The following is a 22,291-nucleotide window of genomic DNA, read 5'->3' on the forward strand; positions in this document are numbered from 1 at the left end:
TATTTGATTTTATTTTTTCACTTTTTACTGAAGTATGAAACCCCTGAGCCATCTAGGAAATCTTCACGTACTGGGCTAAAGGTATCAATCAGTATTCCTTCTTCAAGACAAATTGCACTATGTAATAAGTTTGGCTCTATATAAACGCCATCTCCTGCTTTCACAATTTGCTTTATACCATTGATTATAAACTCAAACTTACCAGAAACACAATAAGTAGCTTGAGTATGAAAGTGTTGATGAGGAGAGCCCTCTGCCCCTTTTTCAAACTTAACCTGTACCATCATAATTTGATTATCCCAACCAAGTATTTTACGAGATACTCCTCCACCTAATACTTCCCAATCCATTTCTTCAGTTAGAATGTATTTTATACTGCTTCTTTCCATTTTTAATTATTTATAGTTTTAAAATCATAAGTCCCCTGCCATTCTACTTTTCCAGTTGACGACTCAACTGAATGCATATTTGTCTCATTATTATCCTTCAATGAAAAGGAAAACTGATATTCCTCTCCACTCTTTAATTGAAATTGAATCACAACAAACTCTGATGATTGGTAGATCACTTTCAAATTGGCAATTGATGAGAATAAATTCAATGGACGCTCAGAAGAATAATCATAGCCCCCATGTATTTCATAAAGATTAGCAAAAAGTGTATTGCCAGCAGTTCTCCTATGAATAACACTAGGGTCTCTTCGAAGATTAAAATTAGGATCGTTGGCTCCAATCCTAGCCAAAATCATTGTATCTCCTGATTCAATAGTGGAAGTAACAGAATAAAATTTCTTCTTATTAAACCACGTCATATTATAAATACCTCCATTAACATCTACTTGAGCTTCTGCCCATAAATGCTGGTATCCTGACTCTTTTCCCATTGGAATAAGATTATTGTTCGCTTTAAACTTCTGGTTTGAAGACATAAATTCACCGATATAGTATAGTGGTAAATCATATCTTGAACCTTCTGGAGCTTGTACTGAAAATAAATCTATTACTAGAGGCTTTTCTAACTCCTTAATACCCACCATAGCCATAGTACGCTGCATTTCTATATTTTTATATGCATTTATTTCTTGTGCACTTACTATTTGAACTTGACTATCAACTGTAAAATAATATGGAGTTCCCGAAGTTTTATCTGCTTCCTTTACATTGCCATTAAAATGAGAATCTTTATTTATCACTAAGGTGTTGTGTGCTATAGTTTCTTTAGCCCAGCTATGATTTTCTTTTAAGTATCCACCACCATCTTTATGTTCAATATTTACCCAACGTGCAGACCCATAGTCCTGAATTACTTCACCCGTCTCATCATAAAGTAAAAAGCCCAACCTATCAAAGTGGCCATGTCCCATACCATGCTTGGCATATTTCATAACCAAAGTCAAATCATCAGAACGTAGAATTCCAATACCTCCTTCATTACCAGATGCTCCATCTGAGAGCTCTATGCTTTTATACACATACTTCTTTGCTTTTCCTTCTTCAATTGCTTTTGCAGCAGCAAGACCAGAATCGTTTAAGGGAACTCTGTTTTGTCCTTTTATTATAGAAAGTAATCCTGTATCATTTCCTCCGTAGTAGTATGCCATACTTACAGCATATACAAGTTCTCTAGACGCCAAGGACATTCCTTTTTGTGCATCATTTATAGGAAAGAATTCTCCTTTAGAATTTGTTTGATTAATTAAAGCACCAACAGCTTTTAGTAAAAGACCATTTCTATAATTTAGGATATCGAGTTCAGGCATCTTATTAGCTAACCCTTGTGCAAAAACAAGAAATGGATATATTGCATATCGTTGATAATAAGGTCCCTCAGTATAATACCCATCAGGTGAAAATGAGTGATCAATTTGGGCAAGGAATCCAGCCTCTTTTTGACCATCTATTTGTATAGTACCACCATCATTATCTTTTACAATATCTCCCGGTACTTCAATATCCAATCCATAAAGAGACCAGTTTACCAGTTCTTTATCACCTATAACTAAACCAATCATTCCTACAGCAGCATTTCCCCAAGTACTGTGATTATGAATACGATTAAAGAATTGAGGATTTTCGACAGATATATATTCTGCATATGGTCGGAATAATTCTTTATTTAACTTCTCTCTTGTTTGCCCATCAAGCCAATCGTAAATACAATCATATCCTTGACTGGTATAAACCAACCAGTTGGCATCATTCAAGCATTGCCAAAATAGCTTACCACGTGCATATGATTTCTCTGCTGGATGTTTACCGATAGTTGGCCACATTTCTGCATATTTTAAAAGCATATCTCGGATATAGATTGCATACTTTTCCTCTGCTGTGATTTGAAAAAGTACACCAGCCTTTTGCATTGTAAAAAAGTTAGTTTTATGTCTTTCATGAGTATAACCTCCTGCTAAATCTTTAGGAATAGGAACCTCAATTCCAAATTCAATCTCAGCATCAACTTGAGCACGAATTTCCTCTACTGACTGGTCAAAAAGAGAAATTTCCCCAAGACTGGCACGCATTGAATTTACCGCTTTAATAGTTAAAATTAAATTTGGATGTTCTTTTATAGAATCCTTATTTACCTTTTCATTACAGGCCAAGAATATGAATACTATTAATATGGGTGATAATCTCTTCATTTGTTTGTTTATTGCATATTAATATTAATCCTGATCAAATATGATTGAAAAGCCCTCCACCAAACTCATAGAGGACTTTCCAGAGTTTATTAATATCCAGGATTTTGAGGTAATAAGTTTGGGTTCCTAGATAATTCATCCGCTGGTAATGGCAATAAATAATCTGTTCCTGAATTCCAATTGACTTTTTCTCCTTCAAAGCCAGATGCACTAAACACTTCATCTCCTAGTTGTCTTCTAACTATATCATACCATCTTTTGCCTTCGAATGCCAACTCAAGTCTACGCTCTTCTAAAACCTCATCCACAGTAACTGTTCCCGTAATATCTTCAGGATAGCTACTTGGAGGATAATTAGTATCACCTGCTCCTGCAGCATTTCTAGCTCGAGCTCTTACCATATTTACATAAGTTAAAGCAGATTCATTATTTCCTATTTCTACTGCTGCTTCAGCAGCAATTAGCAATACTTCTGCGTAGCGCATCATTAAATAATTACTATTCGATAGCCTACCATTTCCTTCATTGGTAGATCCTGTTCCACGTACATATTTAGCAATGTGAGGACGATTTATTCCAGTACTGTGGTAGGGTGCAAAGTTTGTATAAGACTCTACTACTCCATTGAAAATAGCTGTTGTATCAAAACTAACTGCCTTTCTATAATCTCTACTATCCCAATTATTAAATACTTCAAGTGTAGGAACTAAGACAGACCACCCTCCTCCTGTACCATATTGCTCATCAGCTCTAATTCCTGTAAATGCTCCTAAATAATCTCTCCCCTGATCTCCGTCAGATTGTCCAATAAAGTCTAACACAAATATTGGCTCTAAAGAATTATCTATAAGTGAAGCATCATATAAGTCTTGAAAGTCTGGCTCTAAAGCTAAATTATAAGTCCCAGCATTATCAATAATCTCTTTAGCTTCAGTATAAGCATTCTGGTAATCACCCATCGTTAAATATGCTAAAGCTAAATAAGCACTTGCTGCTGACTTTGCTGGTATAGACCTAGCTACTTGAGTAGCTGGCAAATATGTTTTTGCAAACTCTAAATCTTCAATGATATTCTCATATACTTTTGCTACTGGTGATTTACTCATACTACCCGCAGCTTCTAAATCTGTTACTGGCTCATCTAGATAAGGAATATCTCCATATAATCTTACAAGATGGAAATAGGCAAATGCTCTAGCAAAATAAGCTTGCGCTACTATTGCGTTTTTGGAATCCTGGTCTGCATCAACATATTCAGCGCCTGCAATTGCTTCATTAGCAGCACCAATGATTAGATATATTTGAGGCCAAAATCTTTCTTGCATGGCATTATCAGCAAGTGTTTCTAAGTCATTCATCTGAATTCTTTCTGATTGTGTACCTGTTGGATTAAAATCTACCATGTCACTACGTAACATAATTGCCATCGATAACTCTCTAGACATAAAGTTTCTATGAAGCATATGACCAAAAGCACCATTTGTTGCTGCTTGCACATCATCTAGTGATGTAAAAAAACTTTCAGGGGCTAATAATCCTATCGGCTCTTCTTCTAAATCTGAACATGCAGTTATTGATGATAATCCTAACATCAACACAAGCAAAAATTTATATATATTCATATTTACTTTGTTTAAAACATTAAATTGAGGCTAAATGTCACTGATTTAATAGTTGGATAGTTGCCAAAATCAAATCCATTAGTAGTATTACTAGATCCAGTATTTTCACCACCACTACCGAAGTAACTTACTTCTGGATCTAGACCAGAATAATTTGTTATTGTTATTAAGTTTTGTGCACTCACAGAAAGCCTTACATTATCACAACCAATTTTTTCAACCATACTTGATGGTAATGTATAGGCTAATCCTATATTCTTAAGTCTTACATAACTACCATCTTCTACAAAGCGAGAAGATATTTCCCTTCCTCTTGAACCTATGGCTCGTGGGATGTCTGTATCTGTATTTTCTGGTGTCCATGCATTTAAAATTTCTTTTGTTGCATTGCCATCACCATTGAACAATTGTACATTCGTCAGATTAAAAACATCACCTCCCTGAGTTCCTTGAATAAATATATTCAAGTCGAAATTTTTATAAGAAAAGCTATTATTTATACCAAATGTGAAATCTGGAGTTGGATCTCCAATTATTTTATAATCATCAGTATCAATACTACCACTACCATCTACATCAGTAAACAGTGGGTCACCAGGATCAGAAAATGCTGCTAAAGTAGCTGTTCCTTCTGGAATTGATCCTCCTTGGTAAACACCTTGATAATCATATCCCCAAAAAACCCCCACAGATTCTCCTTCTCTTAGAATATGAGTACTAGCTACACTAAAATATCCTGGAGATGCATCGAGTAGCAAATCGGTATCACCCACTAATGATACCACCTTATTTTTATTAGTTGACCAATTAAAATCTGTAGTCCACCTGAAATCTTTATTAGAAATATTAACAGTGCTTAGCGAAACCTCAACCCCTTTGTTATTAATTTCACCTACGTTCCGTACACTAGCAAGTGTTTGAAAACCTAAATACTCTGCTTGACTTTGATCATTCATAAGAAGATCTTTAGTATCAATATTATAGTAGTTTAATGCAAGAGAAACTCTATCATCAAACAAACCTAAATCCAAACCGAAATTTGCTTGGTAAGACGATTCCCATTTAAGGTTTGAGTTTGCAGCTTGATCAGGTACAACAGCATTTACTATACCTCCATTAATTGAGGTAAATATCGTATTAAAACGAGCCAAAGACTCATAAGCACCAATTGCTTGATTACCTGTAACTCCGTAGCTTACTCTTAGTTTTAAATTTGAAATTTTATCATTATCCTTTAAAAAGTTTTCATTTGAAATTTTCCAACCTATAGCAGCAGAAGGAAAGATTGCGTACTTTTCATTTTCAGAGAAGTTTGATGCACCATCTCTTCTAACAGTGGCTGTTAAGAGATATTTATCATGTAATTCAAAATTAACTCTGGTAAACTGAGATTGAATTTCAGTCTCTGAGAATGATGAACTAGGTAAATAAACAAGTGAACCACCAGCCAAATTTCGATATGAAAAACTATTACTTGTAAATCCAGCTGCACCAGCTGAAAAACTTTCTGTAGTTGACTTTTGATAAGAATAACCTGCTAATAAACTTAAACTACTTCTCTCAAAAACTTTCGTATAAGTCAAGTAATTCTCGCTCAATATTGTGGTATTTCTAGAATTATCTATAGTTGCAAAGCCACCAGTACCACCTCCAGCTGTAATTACTAATGTTGAAGGTCTAAATACACCAAGTGTCGTGTTTTGAGTACTAAAACCAAATGTACTTTTAAACGTAAGGTTTTCTAAAATATCGTAATTGGCATATAGGTTTGCCCTGTTATTATCTACTTTAGTTTCATTAATAGCCTCAGTCGCAACTGCATAAGGATTATCAATATTATCGCCAACTGTACTGGTGGTATTTATACCATTTTCATCTTGGATAGGTAAATCTGGCATAAACCTAAACATTAATGAAATTACATCATCTCCACCACCATTTGCAGTTTCACCAGTAGATTGAGTAGGCACTCCATTTTTTGTATCTCTTCTACCATAAAGATTGATACCCAATTTTAATTTATCGCTAACCTGTGCATCAACATTTGATAGGAAAGATAGTCTGTCAAAATCTGAATTAATGATAACTCCTTTTTGATTAAAATAATTAGCTGAAGCATAAAAGTTGATATTATTACGTCCGCCTGAAAAAGAAAATTGATGATTTTGAGTTGCTCCTGTTCTATACAATAAATCTTGCCAATCTGTGTCTGCAGACCCTTGGACATAACTTGGATTAAATGATTGCTGAAAAGCTGCAAATTCATCTGCATTTAACAAGTCTAACCTATTTGCAGTATTTTGAGCTGAATAAGTAGAGTTTAACTCAAAAGATAATTCACCACTTTGACCTTTTTTAGTAGTTACCATGATAACACCATTTGAACCTCTAGAGCCATAGATAGCTGTTGCTGATGCATCCTTTAAAACTTCTATTGATTGAATATCATTTTGCTGGGGCATAGTTGCACCAACAAAACCATCTACTACTATAAGTGGATCACTGCTTGCCAAGATAGAAGTGTTACCCCTAATTTTAATGCTAATGGGCGCTCCTGGTTCACCCCCATTATTAGATTGAACAACTACACCAGTTGCTCGTCCTTGAAGAGCTTGTTCCGCACTTAATACAGGAAATGCCGTTAACTCTTTAGATTTCACAGAAGATACAGCTCCAGTTACATCACTTTTTTTGACACTTCCGTAGCCAACTACAACAACTTCTGTCAATTGCTCTACATTGACCTTCATAAGAATATCAATATCAGTTTTTGAATCAACTGTTATTTCTTGTGATGTATAACCTATATACGAAAAAATCAATATATCCCCTGAATTGGCATTAATAGAGTAGTTTCCGTCAAAATCTGTGACAGTACCTTTGGTCGTGCCCTTTATAATTACAGATACTCCCGGCAAAGGATCTTTAGATTCATCAATTATATTTCCTTTAATTATTTGTTCGTCTTGTGCCAATAACCTAGATGACACAATTATTAGCAGCATGCTAGCTACCAATAATGCTTTGGTAAAAGCTTTTTTCATTTTCCATATTTTATTTAGAAGGTGATAATTAGTGGCTTGGATTAACTTTGATATTTTCTAATCTTTCTAAAAGATTATTCACTGTATATTTCATAATACAGTTTGTTAAAACATCTAATAAGTGGATTTACATTATTAATCCAATTTCTTTTTATTAATTAATTTTTCATCAGTTTTTATTTTAAAATATCAATCAACAATTGATTTCTCTATTAAAGAAATTTCTTAATCTGCGACAATAGTACATTATATATAATACTTTGTAAAAGCTGAATTATATACATATTACAAAAGCATACATACTCCAAATCTCTTACTAAGAGACCAATTATGGACGAGCTTATTGCTACTTTTTAAATGAGTACTAAAAATAAACTCTCTAATTTGTTTTATTATTTACTCAAATTTTTTTTCGTTTTCGCTATAGTTTTTTAATAAACCCATGAGATAATTCCTTATTAATACAGTAATTAGCGAACCAATAATTGGTTGACCAATTTAGAGATATTATTTAAATTCCAAAAGAGCACAAGATGTTTTTTCAAAACAAAACATAATTAATATTTATTTATATAAATATTCCAATATTTAATTGTATTAAATAAATTAGAAATAGCTATTTTGCTTTGAAAAAGTAAAAAGTGCTGAAAAAAAATATATTGTATATACACAATTAGGCTAATGATTTAAAAGTAGATTCCTGTTAGTACTTTTGTAACAGCAATTCACATAGTATTTTAGTAAATAATACTTATTTTCAACCTACCCGCAGGAATTATAAAAAGTTGGCGTCTAATAGCATAATCAGATAAATCTTAAATGATAGATACAACTGGGAAAGTTAATATATGCATTAACTGTTTTTGTAGCTTACTCATTTTTACAAAAACAATGGTATTGTCAACATAATCATTAATAGAAAATCATCTTTAACAGGTTCGTTTGCTTTCTAATTTCCCATAATAATTACTCTTAACTATCATATTTAATCAAAACTGATTAAAGTATTATTATCTCGAGAAGTAAGGCTATGATTGACGAAAAAAGTTGTATAGAGGAAATAGCTAAGGGTAATGAAGTAAGCTTAGGAAAGCTTTACAATCATTATTGTGATCGGGTTTACAATACCCTGATCAGTTATACTAAAAATGCTGAGGATGCTGAGGAACTTTTACAAGATGTATTTGTAACCATCTATTATACTGCTTCAAACTTTCAATTTAACTCATCTGTAAGTACATGGATCTATCGTATTGCCATAAATAAATCGCTCGATTTTCTTAGAAAAAAGACAAGTAAAAAAAGATATAGTCTCCTATACTCGATTTATAAAAAAGATTCCGTTGGGATTACCCATGATACAATAGATTTTGTTCATCCTGGGGTTAAATTAGAAAATAAAGAAAATGCTAGATTACTTTTTAAAGCTATTGGCAAGCTTTCAGAAAATCAAAAAACAGCATATATCCTTACACAGATTGAGCAGCTTCCACAAAAAGAAGTAGCTGATATCATGAATCAAAGTCAAAAGGCTGTAGAGTCTTTGGTTCAACGAGCTAAATCTAACCTTAGAAAGGAATTGGAAAAACATTTTCCATCACGAGGAAAATCAAAAAAAAATACGTCAAAATAAAAAAAGTATATGAAACAAGAAAAACGTATTAAAGAGATCATGAATAGCCTAGAGGGCATTCAAAAAGTGAAGGCTCCCTATGAAGGTTTTTCTAAGATTCAAAATCGACTGGTTTATCAGAGTAAAAAACAAGCCAAATATAGTTGGCTGAAAGTTGCAGCTGTTATTGCTCTAATAATATGCTCAAATGTATTGGTTGTTTCAAATTATTTTATATTAGAAAATACTTCCACAATAAAGACTGGTAATTATCTACATATTATTAATGATTTTAACTTGTATAACCATGAAAAATAATATGTATAAAATAGGTTTTTTTATTCTGATAGTTGTGAACATAATATTAGTATTCGTATTTATTTACAGACCAAAATCCACAATTCATCAAAATAGATTGTTAAATGAAATTAGTAATGAGTTAGCATTTACAGAAATGCAAAAAGAGATGTTTGAGGAAATGGCAAAAACTCATAGTGACACAATCAGAAACCTTAAAAATCAAGAAGTCGAACTTGTAAGTTTGATATTTGAACAGCTTTCTTCAACAGATCATAGTGAAAAAGAAGCAACACTTCAAAAAATACTGGATCTAGAAAAAAGTAAAATAATGGTCACATATAATCATTTTGAAGAACTTAAAGCAATCTGTAATGAGACACAGCTTGCCAATTTTGACAAAGTTGTCGACCGAATAGTACCAGTTTTAACTGGCTCTAAAAGAAAGTAGTGTACAGAAAACCTAAATACTTTGTAAGTATCATTAATAATAAAATTTAAAGTCTACTAAACTGGACTTTCTTATTAATATATCTGATGGTACGAGGGAATCAATCTTAGTTTACGTCTACTAAAATGAAACAAAACATAAAATCTATTAACAGATGCATGAAATTCGCTCAATTATAACTCTCCTAACAATATCAGTATTTCTATTAATCTTTAATAGCTGTGATAATGATGACGAGGTTAATATTGATGATTCTACAAATGACACAGAATTTGGTACGATCATAGATCTTGATCCTGATTTATTTCTAAATAGTACAACAGTTACTGTTGTTGATTGTACTCTTTCGGACGGAACAACTACAACCTGTTATGAAATTGTTGCTAGTACTCCTTCAGACCATGAAATGGGACCCTGGTGTCCAAATAATATATCTGATGGAGAAGAATCTGGTGGAATTTGGTTAGAAAACGGAGAGGTTTATAACATAGATGGTGCATTTATTGAAAATCTAGCAAGTTTTTATAATGATGATACGTGGTTGATGTATGATGATGATGGAAATATTTATGTAACAGAAACAGAAGAGGATTGTATTAATGCTGCAAACCCTAATGTTGGAGAGGAATACAAAAACTTTTGTGTGGAATGTATTCCAGATTATATCTCTGAACTTACACGTACATGGTTAATTCCTACTTCACCAAAAAAATTATCAACCTCTACGAGCTTTGCTGGAGTAAGCCCAATGGTTTCTGGTCCGTCTATTAGAGGAATTGCCTTTAATGGAGTCGAATTTTCAGCATCTGCACCAGTAGATGATATTCTAGGAGCCTATACCATTGCCCCATTTGATGATGCAGGAGGACATATTAATGTGCATCAAGGTTATCATTATCATGCAGCAACAGGTGTTTCGACAAAAATTACTCAAAGTGATGGTCATGCTGCTATGATTGGCTATGCTATGGATGGACATGGTATATATGAACAGCTAAATGAAGATGGAATTGAGCCTGAAGATCTAGATGAATGTCGAGGACATTATGATGATATTAGAGGATATCACTACCATGTTGATGCACCTGGGTCAAATAATTTTATTGACTGTCTTTATGGAGCATATGTAAACTAAATAATCATATGAAAAAGAGTATAATGGTTCTGTTTACAATCTTTTTATCGTTATCAGCTGTTACCACAAAAGCACATCAACCAAATATATCTTCATTTATTCTTATTGAAAAAGATCCAGAACTTTGGATGCTTCAACTAAATGCTTCCATTACAGCATTCGAATATGAAGTGAAAAATGAATATGGGAAAGATTCATACAACTCAACAGAAGAGTTTAATCAATTACTTTTAAAACATCTAAAAGAACAAATAACCATTAAGATCAACGATAAAAATGTACCACTAAAGAATGGAAGGGTTCAGTTAGGACACTCTACAACAATTGTATTTGATTTAGCTAAAGCTAATGATGGAATTACAGAAGAGATATTTGTCAAAAATAATAGCTTTCAAAATATTTATAATAGTCAGACAATCTTCAGTATAATCAAAGAAGAGTTTGATAGGACTAGATCTGTTTTAAACAAAAAAAACGATTTTCAAATCAGTGTCTCATTAATAGATCACCAATTTATAATGGAAGAGTCTCCGAAAAATGACATTTGGTTTATTTTGTTTTCACTGGCAGTTTTAATCGTGATTGGTATATATTCATATTCAGCTACAGCTACAGAAAACTGAGCATATTTCCTAAGACTTAATTAACATTTGATGTTTGATAAAAAAACAACCAATTATGAGAAAAATACTTTTGTCAATTGCTCTTATATGTCTATTTGCATGTCAAAACAATGATTTTCCAGATGAAATAATGGATGACAATTCTTCAAGTGGAAGCACTGTAGATATTTCTAACGTAGTGCTAACTTATTTTAAAAATGAATATACTGATGGCGTAAGTGTGGAAATAAATGACAATAATATTTTAATTAGAAGTACTGGATTACCAGATCATAAAACGCCTTACTGGGGCGAAGGACATGAAATGTATGAAGAATTCCCAGGTACTAACCATGCGAACATGAATACCACTATGATTTCATGGAATTATGTTATGACAATTCCTATTTACCCCGAAGAAGCTAATAATAAAGAACAAACTGAACTAGGACCTGTAGGTATGGCACTAAACGGTGTACCACTCTACAATGATTATGAAGGAGGTGGTTTATTACAAGAAAATGCTTGGAGTACTTTTGATGCTTCAGGTGCACATCCTGGACCCAATGAAGATTACCATTATCATTGTGAAGGCACTTATCTAACTGTTGATGATTCTAATTTAATTGGTTTTCTTAGAGATGGGTTCCCTATTTATGGCCGTAAAGATATGGACGGCACCTATCCAGATGACTTAGATGAAAATGGTGGGCATGAAAGAGTAACTTATGACTTTTCAGAAAGTATTTATCATTATCATGTAAGTAATGACATTTACTCTACATCAGGTTTATATGTCATTAAATCTGGTGCTTATCACGGAACCAAAGGTACTTTTATGCAATAAATAATTAGTCCAATAAGAAAGAAGTTAACTATTTCAGTTTAATAGTGCTTCTGAAGAGCAGTTCTGATAAGATATAATTGATAGAAATACTGGTAATAATTCAAATAACAGTTTGGAAAATTAGACAGAAAATAATGGTAACATATGCATTGGATCAAAAACAGTCATCAGTAATACTATTGGTAAATTGTAAGGCTCTATTGGTTATCTTAATAATTATTTTTGTGATAGTATGATTAGCTACAATAGTTTTAATATAAAGACATTAAGTCTTTTATATTTTTTATTAATGTTGAGTTGTACTACCCGTCAAACAGGATCTGTTCAACTAGATTTTACTGTAGATATAAGTGCAATTCCACATGATACCATTGCATTCTCAAATACTGAATTGACTTATGTTAATGGGAAGTACCTATTGAGAAATAAGCCATATTCTGGCATTGTTTATAAAGTTCTCAAAGGCTACTCTATAAAAACTTATAGTTCAGTGTTGAATGGCCAACTTCATGGAATATACAGAAGTTTTTATGCCAGTGGTTCACCTTATGAGGTTCGATCTTACCGAAATGGATTAGCAACAGGAAGACACCTTGGATTTTGGGAAAATACGGGAAACTTGAAATTTGAATATAATTATTTCGACCAGAAAAAAGAAGGCATACAAAGAAATTGGTATTCAACCGGTGACCTAGCTTACTCATATTCCTATAAAAACGATAAGTTAGAAGGTTTACAACAAGCATGGCGTCAGAACAGAAGCCTATATAGAAATTTTATAGTAAAAAATGGTATTCGATATGGCCTTCAAAAATCTAAAACTTGCTATGAATTATACAATGAAAAAGTTATTTCCCAAGCAAGCAAAACCGCCATAAAAGTAAACAAAAATTGATTTTCGCATTTCATTCGAGGAATTACTTTATGTGTTACATATAAAAACAAAGTTAAATAACATAATGAAAATATTAAAAAATATAGCTTATACAGCATTGGTTTTAATAATGTTTGCGTGTGTATCTCAAAACAAACAGCCTAGTGTAAATAATAAAAAAAAATCAGGTCCTCAAGGAAGACAACCAAGTGTTTCACAACTATTATCAGAAATGGATTCCAATAAAGATGGCAAACTTGCTAAAAGTGAAGCGAAAGGACCTATTGCAAACGACTTTTCAAATATTGATACTAATAATGATGGTTTTCTTTCAGAAACTGAATTAAAAAATACGCCAACACCTCAAAGAGGTGGGCAAAGACAATAATCAGTTTGGTGAATTAATATTTTTTCTTACCTATTAAATCCCCTACAATTTGTTAGAGGGATTTTTTCGTTTCCTAAAATTATTAAGATTTAGCTACAAACTCTACGAATTATTCTACCTAAAACTATTTTTATAAATGGATTTACAACATATTAGATCTATCGTTATACAGCTAGAAAGAGCGCCAGAAGAAGTTGATTTAATTATAAATACAAGTATTTACGCAGTTTGTATTACAAATTTTAATGGAGTTTACACTTCTGTGAATGATAAATACCTAAGTATATATCTTTACTCTAAACAAGATCTATTAGGAAAACATTTTACAATAGTTGTACCAGAGCCAGCTAAAGAATTGATGAAAGAAATGTACGAAGATTTCTTAATTTCAAAAGAAAATGCTACAAGAATGTGGACAGTAATTACGAAAAATAAAAAGAGTTTAACAGTCAACTTGACAGCAGTATATACTGAAGCTTTTAATTTGCCGCATAGAGTAATCTTTATGGAACAAGTTGAAAATTGAAGGTTAACTAAGCAAATATTACGGTATAAATCTGTTAAACTACTAAATGCTTAAAAGCATCACTACTTGTCTAACTCTTATAATTATGAATGACTCAAATTTAATTAATTTATTAAAGATCCATTCGCAAGAATCAGCACCTGATCTATTAAAAGCATATCAAAACCTCCATAAACTATTTATATATTCTTCTTTTAATATCAATGAATTAACTGTCATTTGGATAACACTGATGATAGAGCATAGCTATCATAATAGAATATCAACACATAATACTATCCCTAAAGCAATGAATATAGACAATGCGATAACCTATGCATTACGAAATGAAACAGAATTACCTTCTAAGAAGCTAGAAGCAGTAAGAACTTTGACCTTATTGATAGTCAGAAATAGAGGTGAAATTAATAGTAATGAAATTAAAGCATTTTTGAATGCAGGCTTCAATCTTAGGCAAGTATTTGAAATCATTCTTGGCCTAGCAAAAAAAACAATCTATAATTAAGTTTAGTCTTTAAAAATAATTATTGAGATCAAAATACTTAGTTGATGTGTAATGGAAACATACAAGTAATAATATATCTAGCTTTAATAAATATTAAAATTTTTTCCATTGTTTATACTAAATAATGTAGGTTCCATAAAGACAGTCAATAAAATTATTTGACCCAGGTGCATCAACATGGTAGTGATATCCTCTAATATCATCATAATGTCCTCGACATTCATCTAGATCTTCAGGCTCAATTCCATCTTCATTTAGCTGCTCATACATACCATGTCCATCCATAGCATAGCCAATCATAGCAGCATGACCATCACTTTGAGTAATTTTTGTGGAAACACCTGTTGCTGCATGATAATGATAACCTTGATGCACGTTAATATGACCTCCTGCATCATCAAATGGGGCAATGGTATAAGCTCCTAGAATATCATCTAATGGTGCAGAAGCTGAAAACTCAACACCATTAAATGCAATGCCTCTTAATGTAGGTCCAAAATCTCCTGGTCCTCTATGTACAAACCTAAAAGGGTTAGTCAATTTCATTGGCTTTACAGGAATTATCCAAGCATGTGTAAGCTCAGAAATATAATCAGGAATACACTCAACACAATAATTTTTGTATTCTTCTCCAACATGTGGGCTAGCTGCATTGATACAATCCTCTTCAGTTTGAGTTTTATAAACCTTACCATTAGAATCGTACATCAACCATGTATTGTCATTATAAAATGTGGACAAGTTTTTTATAAATGCTCCATCTACATCATAAACTTTTCCATTTTCTAACCAAATTCCACCAGATTCTTCTCCATCAGAAATATTATCAGGACACCAGGGTCCCATTTCATGGTCTGATGGGATACCAGCTATAATCTGATAACACTTTGTTTTTGTACCATCTAAAAGAGTACACGTTACTGTAGTTACAGTGGTACCTTCAAGAAAAAAGTTAGGATCTACATCTAATATAGTCTCAATACTCGTATCTCTTAAATTATGATCATTACATTTATTTGATGAGATTAAAATAACGAACAGTAACAATGGAATAATTTTAATATTGAATTTCAACATATCTAAAATATTGTAGTTTAAATTTTTAGACGTACAATTAAAATAATTCCTTCTTAATTAGAAAAATTCGGCAATTTTATTCCATTAACCTCCTAGGATAAATAATATCAAATATATTTTAATGAATTCTTTAATTAGAAAAACAATTTATTTTACAGCCTATATAGTTTCCAAAAACACTAACTTGCTTTAATTTTACTTATCTCATGCTAACACCTATTTTTTTGAGAAAAAATGAACGTAATTTTTCCTAAACGAAGGAATAATAATATTATATCGTCTAAAATGTAATGGAAACTTGGAAACATGAAATATTAAATAGTTTAAAGGGAATTAAAAAGGCAGAGCCTCCAAAATATATTTTTGGTGAAATTCAACAAAAAATAATTATTAAGCCTAGAATACATCAAATAATAATCTGGAAAAGGATTGCTTTTATAACATCTTTGTTAATTATTCTTTTTATAAACACCTTTATAATCTTAAATTATTCCACTCAAAGTAATGACTTTACAAAAAAAGCTTACAACAACATGATTATAAACTATAATCTTTATGAAGAAAATAATTACTAAAATAATAGAATTCATTATACCCCAAACAATTCTTTTTTTAAAAAAGGATGCAGTTCAATAATTTATTATATGATTTTATTTGGAAATCATATAATATACCCTTAGTTTTGGTTAACCAATTTTTGGAAATCCAAGTTATAGAAATATGGACATCTTAAAAAATCTGGAAGAAATCAAGATTGAAAAGCCAGCAGACGTAATTATAAAGCAAATAAAAAACTTAATATCTTCAGGTCAACTGAATCCTGGAGATCGATTACCTCCTGAAAGACAACTTAGTGAAAAATTTGGCGTTGGTCGAAGCCATGTTAGGGATGCTTTACGCAAACTAGAATTTTATGGAATCTTGAAAACTTTACCACAAAGCGGGACAATGGTTGCTGGTATTGGGGTTGCAGCATTAGAGGGGTTAATTAATGATGTACTAGAATTAAATGATCATGATTTTTATTCATTTGTTGAAACCAGAGTATTATTAGAAGTACATTCTGCCCAATTAGCTGCAGAAAGAGCAACAACTGATGATATAATAAAAATTAAAAATGCTCTAGATGCTTTTCAGAAAAAGGTTTCGGCTGGAAAACAAGGTGTAGAAGAAGATCTTTTATTTCATCTAAAAATTGCTGAAGCAAGTAAAAACTCTGTACTGAATTCTTTACTTCTAATCATAGTTCCAGATATGATAAAATTAGCTAAAAATCTAGATATATGTGGAGAAGGTAGGTTCAAAAAAGCATATGATGAGCACCTAGAAATATTTGAATGTATCAATAGCCATGATGTTGAGGGAGCTGGAGAAGCAATGAAAAATCATCTACTAGATATATTGAGCTTTAGTTTAAACAAAAAAAATGATTCAAAATTTAGTGATTAGTACTACAAAGTTATCTTTAGAATCGTTTATTCTATATAGTATTTAATCTATTGCTTGTCTTTAAGATAAAGCTAAAATTGAAAACCATGTTTGGGTCTTTGATTACTTTTGTTTATTACTGATTTAAAATTAAGTATTGGCAAAAATATATACACAGAATTTTAAATGATAAAAATATGTATATGGCATATTAAATTCTTAATTTTTTCATTTTTAAAGTAAAAGTTAAATTATTTGTAATAAAAACTACTTTACATAATAGCCCATTATACATTAATTTTACTCCATACAATTTCTCGTTCCTCAATTTTATGTAATGCGGTATAATGCCTAAGTTACAAATCCATATCGCAAGAATTCTCTACTGAGAGCTCACTACTATTTTTGATTTTGAAAGTTACTTATCTAAGCATCCATATAGTAACAACATTACATCAATTACCTAAATGGGGTTCTTGATAACCCCATTTAGATAGATATTAAATCACTTCAAAACTGCCTTCTCTATAGTAACTGGACCTATAAGTCCAGAAGGCTCAAGAGGAATTTCATTTATAGGCCTGCCTCTAAAATCGTGTTTTAAGACAATATTGGTGGTGGTAAATTTCTTATTATTATTAGATATCTCATCGCCTGCTACTCGATTGTACCATGAGTTAATTACTGTGATTTCAAGGTTATTTTCTCCTTTTTTTAATGCATCACTTATTTCTACTCGGAATGGTTTTGTCCAAAGAATGCCTTTATCAATTCCATTGATTTTAACTTCTGCTATTCCTACATCTTGTACATTTTCTAGCTGAATAAAGTATTGGCTATCTTTTGAGATTTTAAAATCAACTTTAAAAGTTTTGGTATAAACTGCATTACCAGAGTAGTATTTAATTCCTTCATCATCATGTTTTGTCCAGTCCATCAATTTTGGAAAAATAACATTGGCTGGCCCACCCCACTCAGTATCAAAACTCACATTCCATGCTCCATTAATATTTTGAGTGGTATTATAGTCGGCATAGTTGTGCTCAGTTGTACCTTGCTGATTGTTATCAATTTCTTTATTAAAAATAACAAACACAGCTCCATAAGCTTCTAATGTTAATGGAACTGTAGTTAGCTTTTCTTTTTGAGTAAAAGCTGTTGCTTGCTTCATTTCACCAGTTAAGGCATCCCAAAGCTCTGGTTGTAAACCCGATACCCTAAACTCAACATTAATTTTCTGCCTTTTCTCTGTTTGGTTAGTAACAAAATAAACATCACTATCTCCTATTTTATAATGGATATAATCGAAATCTACTTTGCTATCACTCTCAACCACATTAAAGTCTGTAGGAATGTTTTTTGACAAAAGATATTCTTTAGCTGTATAACCCCAAGCAATTTCCCCCTTACCATATTTTTGCTCTCCTTTTGGTGTTTCATCTTTCCCCCAAATTTTATCTACTAATTCTTTAAATTCATCTTGCTCTACTTCTCCACCTACTAAACTTACGAGCCTTGTTGGCTTGAACCCAATTACATGGGCTCCTTGTTGTAGTAGTTCTTCTATCTTTTTTAATGCAGCCATAGATAGAACTTTGTGATCTGGCAACACCAAAACACGATAATTGATACCTCCAGGTACTACTATCTTTCCATCTTCCATTTTGAGTTTTAAGAGAATATTTTCATCAGTTACATCATAATCGAAACCGGGCATAGTGCCTGCTGGGTCTGAATGTTTATAAGGAAAAACATTAGGCACATGGTCGCCATAATAATACAACACATCAGCCACGAACTTCCCATTTTGTACAATCATTTGGGTTCTTTTCATATAATCTATGAAAGCTGAGGATTGATCCCACCAAGTTACCTGTGGATTAATGTGTGTACCTGCAAAATATTCCTGTCCCGGTAAACCCATTTCTGGAGGTGAACAAGTAAAAGTATGGAAATACATGCGATTTAAACCCGCACAAATTTCATGATCGAAAGAAGATTTCTGATCATGCCATATTTCATCATTCCAATGTGGACCAATGGTTGTAAACGATTCTGCACCAATAATTTTTTTGCCATAAATATGTGCTGCTGAAGAAGCTTGTTTCAAGAAAAATCTATTTTCCGGATTTGGACGGTGAGGTGATGGTGACCAGAATTCACTCATTACAATATCATTAAAGCCATAGTTTTTAATGCCATCTAATGGTCCAGCATGTGGTCCGGCAGATTCTGGTTGAACCCCCATGTCGTATTTATGTGCATAAGCCTGAAACTGAGCGTAATGATTCTGAGCGACCAAATCTGCTATGGTTTTTCTTAAATCAGCTAAAAACGCATTACTAGTTTTGATATCTTTAATTACATATCCAGCTACAATGGGTAAATAATTAATTAAATCGTAACCTCTGTAATTTTTAAAATCTTCAGCAAAATCATCTGTCCAGTTCATGCCACCACATTCCCAACTATCTGTTTCCATGTATTTTAGAGTAGTGCCTACATGATCTCCTGCTGCTCCCATTATTGGTTCTACTACATCTTTCCAATAAAAATCGAAAGCATCTTTACTCATATAATCGAGTACATCACCTTGCCATTCGCCACTAGATGTCGATACCTCTGAGTCAGTACAGGTATAACCGATTCTAAGAATTGCCCATTCTCCTTTTGGAGCATCCCAATTTAATTGCCCAGCATCATTCATAAATGATGATAAGTCTATAATATCATTTGTTTCAAGAATATAGGTTTCTTTGTCTTTAGTTTGTATTTCTTGTGAGTTATTGTCTAATAAAAACCGAGTATCTGGAGCTGATCCCCCAAGCTCATGAAAGCCAAGTTTTAAATCAAGATTAGTAATGCTTTTATCTGTTTTGTTTTTTTCATCTAAAGGAAGTGCCAACACCACGATGTCTTCATAAAAACCTTTTCTGGATTCAGGCACTTCTAATTGCAAACTTATTTTTTGTTCTCCCTCTATTTTAGTTTCAGTGTATGTAAGTTGTTTAGCTGCATATTTTGGTGCTACTCTTGGCCCTCCTAAATTCCATCCACTCTGAATGTTAAAACCAATTGTAAGACCAAGTCTCTTAGCTTCATCTAATGCGAATACAAAAAGTTTATTCCACTCTTCTGATCCAAATAAAGGTCCTGCAGGAATTTCTTTATTGCTTCTCTGGTTGTGTCCACCAGCATCAAAAATCATTGCTCCTTGAAAGCTTTTTGATTTCATGGCTTCCAAATCTTTTGTAATGGCAGCTTTATTTACATTGCCATTTAACCACCACCACCAGCAATTTACACCATATATTGCATCTGGATTTTTGAAATTTTCTTTAAGGTATTTGTAATCAACTTGGGATTTTGCATTGATAAAAGCAAAAAGAATAAAAGTTAATAAAAGTATAATTTTTCGCATAGTGTTGTATGAGCTAGATGTTTGATCAGCAAGTGTATTTGGCTATTCTAATAATTAATCTATCTTCTTTGTAAGGATATTGATTCTACTTCTTTTCATCAAAAAAAGCAGAATCAATATAAAATTTAACTTAACGACCAACCCAACCAGGATTTTGTTCCAAAACTGCACCTGAATTTCTATCGATTACAGTTTGTGGAATAGGCCATAAATTATAATCGAATGTAAGTGTTGCTGCGGCATGAGGATGTAAACCATATTCACGAATTCGATCTACAGCTACTGTTCCTCCCATTCTTAACAAAGTGTGCCAACGGCTTTCTTCTGCCAGTAACTCTCTTGCTCTTTCATCTAGAATAAAATCTATATCCACTTCACCAGCACTTACCAAATAAGTGCATTGAGCTCTACTCCTAATTTTATTGATATCATCAGCAGCCGCTTGCGTATTTCCTTTTCTAAAATAAGCTTCGGCTCTTAAAAGAATAGTTTCTGCTAGACGTATCGCATAATCATCACGGAAAAGGTTACTTCTGTTTTGTCCTTCATCTAAACCAACAAATTGATCGGTGGTCAACTTCTCGAAAATAGGATAAATCCAACCATTGCCTGCATTTGCTGCATCTATTTCAGACTGAGGTACTTCTTGCCCTATTAATGAACCAGGGTTATCTTCTGGATAGCTAGGATCATTATACAATATGGTGCGTCTGATATTATGTTCTGCATTTCTTTGGTCGTTTTCTGATATGGTTTCATCCCAAATAAGATCGGTAACATATTCAGTTGGCGCTATAAAAGCAACACCACGACCTCCTACGTCTTCTGCAACTCCAGTAACTCCAGGAATTGCTCTATACACAGGCATAAAATTTCTTGGATAATCTAACACAGCATTTCCATCTTCAGCTAGATATGCATCAAAATCAATTTGTATTGTCCATATACTTTCGGTGTTTCCATCCGCATAATTTGTATTATTAATACGGAATAAATCCCACCAAACATCTTTATCAGCCTCATCCATTCTTGCTCCAAAACGCTCTGTCATCAATGCATACATACCTCCATCAATTAGATCTGACGCATGAGCTATTGCTTGATCATAATTAGAATCGTTTGATGTTTCAATGCCTAAGCCTAAATAAAATTCAGTTAAATAATGCTGTGCTGCACCTCTAACTACTCTACCAATTTGAGTTGTAGTTTCTGGTAAATCGGTTAATATACTTTCTAATTCGTCTACTGCAAACTGATAAGTCTCGGCTCTAGTTGATCTAACAAAATCGAATTTAGGTTCTGTAATTACTTCAGTTACCAAGGGTACACCACCAAATAATTCTGCTAAAGAACCATAAGCATAAGCTCTAAAAAATCTTGCTTGTGCAATTGCATATAATCTTTCGTCATCATTATTCCAATTAATACTTTCTCTATTAGCTACTTCTATAGCTGTATTTGCTCTAGAAATTAATTGGTAATAATAGTTATAAAAATTACTAAATTGCCCAGACTGCGCATTTATACGACTGTAATCACTAAAACTATCGTTTATTCGGAACTGCGGCGAGTCAAATACATCTGTACCATGCCCTTTACTTTGCCAGTTAAAAACTCGAAAGCTTCTGTAATCTCTATACAGGGTAATTAGGAGTTGATCTACTTGTGCTGAAGAAGTAAATATGTTATCTACTGTGTTGAATGATTTAGGCTCTTCTGTTAAAAATTCTTCATCGTCACAGCCTATCACTGGGAACAATAATAAAATTAAGAAATATATTATTTTATGAGATTTCATAGTCCAATATTTTTATATCAAAAAAA

At 32.5% G+C, this 22,291-nt stretch carries 19 protein-coding genes; 12 read left to right on the forward strand and 7 right to left on the reverse strand.

The features are described from left to right. Nucleotides 1-17 precede the first annotated feature (17 nt). The 4 genes from OQ292_RS34415 to OQ292_RS34430 all read right to left on the reverse strand — a co-directional run bounded on the left by OQ292_RS34415 (nucleotide 18) and on the right by OQ292_RS34430 (nucleotide 7,304). Nucleotides 18-389: a cupin domain-containing protein gene (locus OQ292_RS34415; RefSeq protein ID WP_284688672.1), complete on the reverse strand. Its 372-nt coding sequence runs from the start codon at nucleotides 387-389 to the stop codon at nucleotides 18-20. A gap of 2 nt (nucleotides 390-391) precedes the next feature. Next, nucleotides 392-2,638 (reverse strand): heparinase II/III domain-containing protein, encoded by a 2,247-nt coding sequence (locus OQ292_RS34420; protein WP_284688673.1) that lies wholly within the window; start codon nucleotides 2,636-2,638, stop codon nucleotides 392-394. 89 nt (nucleotides 2,639-2,727) lie between these two features. Beyond that, nucleotides 2,728-4,260: a RagB/SusD family nutrient uptake outer membrane protein gene (locus tag OQ292_RS34425; RefSeq protein WP_284688674.1), complete on the reverse strand. Its 1,533-nt coding sequence runs from the start codon at nucleotides 4,258-4,260 to the stop codon at nucleotides 2,728-2,730. Between the two features lie 11 nt (nucleotides 4,261-4,271). After that, nucleotides 4,272-7,304 carry a SusC/RagA family TonB-linked outer membrane protein gene (locus OQ292_RS34430; protein WP_284688675.1) on the reverse strand — a complete coding sequence of 1,011 codons (3,033 nt, stop codon included), beginning with the start codon at nucleotides 7,302-7,304 and terminating at the stop codon, nucleotides 4,272-4,274. A gap of 1,030 nt (nucleotides 7,305-8,334) precedes the next feature. On the opposite strand from OQ292_RS34430, the gene OQ292_RS34435 reads away from it, so the two are divergent. The 10 genes from OQ292_RS34435 (at nucleotide 8,335) to OQ292_RS34480 (ending at nucleotide 14,541) form a co-directional block, all read left to right on the forward strand. After that, a complete protein-coding gene (locus OQ292_RS34435; RefSeq protein ID WP_284688676.1) occupies nucleotides 8,335-8,937 on the forward strand; it encodes an RNA polymerase sigma factor in 603 nt (200 codons plus the stop codon). A 9-nt stretch (nucleotides 8,938-8,946) separates the two neighbouring features. Beyond that, nucleotides 8,947-9,234, forward strand: a complete 288-nt coding sequence (locus tag OQ292_RS34440; RefSeq protein ID WP_284688677.1) for a hypothetical protein — start codon at nucleotides 8,947-8,949, stop codon at nucleotides 9,232-9,234. Beyond that, nucleotides 9,224-9,664 carry a hypothetical protein gene (locus OQ292_RS34445; RefSeq protein ID WP_284688678.1) on the forward strand — a complete coding sequence of 147 codons (441 nt, stop codon included), beginning with the start codon at nucleotides 9,224-9,226 and terminating at the stop codon, nucleotides 9,662-9,664. Before OQ292_RS34440 ends, OQ292_RS34445 begins: the two co-directional genes overlap by 11 nt. A gap of 154 nt (nucleotides 9,665-9,818) precedes the next feature. Then, on the forward strand, nucleotides 9,819-10,799 hold the full coding sequence (locus OQ292_RS34450) for a YHYH protein (protein WP_284688679.1): 981 nt from the start codon (nucleotides 9,819-9,821) through the stop codon (nucleotides 10,797-10,799). Nucleotides 10,800-10,807: 8 nt separating this feature from the next. Further along, on the forward strand, nucleotides 10,808-11,422 hold the full coding sequence (locus tag OQ292_RS34455; protein ID WP_284688680.1) for a DUF6702 family protein: 615 nt from the start codon (nucleotides 10,808-10,810) through the stop codon (nucleotides 11,420-11,422). 55 nt (nucleotides 11,423-11,477) lie between these two features. Beyond that, on the forward strand, nucleotides 11,478-12,248 hold the full coding sequence (locus OQ292_RS34460; protein WP_284688681.1) for a YHYH protein: 771 nt from the start codon (nucleotides 11,478-11,480) through the stop codon (nucleotides 12,246-12,248). A gap of 289 nt (nucleotides 12,249-12,537) precedes the next feature. Beyond that, nucleotides 12,538-13,143, forward strand: coding sequence for a toxin-antitoxin system YwqK family antitoxin (locus OQ292_RS34465; RefSeq protein WP_284688682.1), 606 nt, complete (start codon nucleotides 12,538-12,540; stop codon nucleotides 13,141-13,143). Nucleotides 13,144-13,207: 64 nt separating this feature from the next. Then, nucleotides 13,208-13,510 carry a hypothetical protein gene (locus tag OQ292_RS34470; protein ID WP_284688683.1) on the forward strand — a complete coding sequence of 101 codons (303 nt, stop codon included), beginning with the start codon at nucleotides 13,208-13,210 and terminating at the stop codon, nucleotides 13,508-13,510. Between the two features lie 136 nt (nucleotides 13,511-13,646). Then, nucleotides 13,647-14,036: a PAS domain S-box protein gene (locus OQ292_RS34475; protein WP_284688684.1), complete on the forward strand. Its 390-nt coding sequence runs from the start codon at nucleotides 13,647-13,649 to the stop codon at nucleotides 14,034-14,036. Between the two features lie 85 nt (nucleotides 14,037-14,121). Next, entirely contained in the window at nucleotides 14,122-14,541 is a 420-nt protein-coding gene (locus tag OQ292_RS34480; RefSeq protein WP_284688685.1) for a carboxymuconolactone decarboxylase family protein, read from the forward strand. 117 nt (nucleotides 14,542-14,658) lie between these two features. On the opposite strand, the gene OQ292_RS34485 is transcribed toward OQ292_RS34480, so the two are convergent. Continuing rightward, nucleotides 14,659-15,618, reverse strand: coding sequence for a YHYH protein (locus OQ292_RS34485; protein ID WP_284688686.1), 960 nt, complete (start codon nucleotides 15,616-15,618; stop codon nucleotides 14,659-14,661). 290 nt (nucleotides 15,619-15,908) lie between these two features. On the opposite strand from OQ292_RS34485, the gene OQ292_RS34490 reads away from it, so the two are divergent. Beyond that, the gene (locus OQ292_RS34490) at nucleotides 15,909-16,193 is read left to right on the forward strand and encodes a hypothetical protein (RefSeq protein WP_284688687.1); all 285 of its coding nucleotides are present in this window, start codon (nucleotides 15,909-15,911) and stop codon (nucleotides 16,191-16,193) included. Between the two features lie 145 nt (nucleotides 16,194-16,338). Next, entirely contained in the window at nucleotides 16,339-17,067 is a 729-nt protein-coding gene (locus OQ292_RS34495) for a FadR/GntR family transcriptional regulator (RefSeq protein WP_284688688.1), read from the forward strand. Nucleotides 17,068-17,551: 484 nt separating this feature from the next. Here OQ292_RS34495 and OQ292_RS34500 read toward each other — a convergent pair whose 3' ends face one another. Together OQ292_RS34500 and OQ292_RS34505 are read right to left on the reverse strand one after the other, a co-directional pair. Further along, nucleotides 17,552-20,467, reverse strand: coding sequence for a glycosyl hydrolase (locus tag OQ292_RS34500; protein ID WP_284688689.1), 2,916 nt, complete (start codon nucleotides 20,465-20,467; stop codon nucleotides 17,552-17,554). Nucleotides 20,468-20,597: 130 nt separating this feature from the next. Continuing rightward, nucleotides 20,598-22,265 carry a RagB/SusD family nutrient uptake outer membrane protein gene (locus OQ292_RS34505; protein WP_284688690.1) on the reverse strand — a complete coding sequence of 556 codons (1,668 nt, stop codon included), beginning with the start codon at nucleotides 22,263-22,265 and terminating at the stop codon, nucleotides 20,598-20,600. Nucleotides 22,266-22,291 lie beyond the last annotated feature (26 nt).

The sequence above is a fragment of the Chondrinema litorale genome (assembly GCF_026250525.1).
Lineage (GTDB): Bacteria > Bacteroidota > Bacteroidia > Cytophagales > Flammeovirgaceae > Chondrinema > Chondrinema litorale.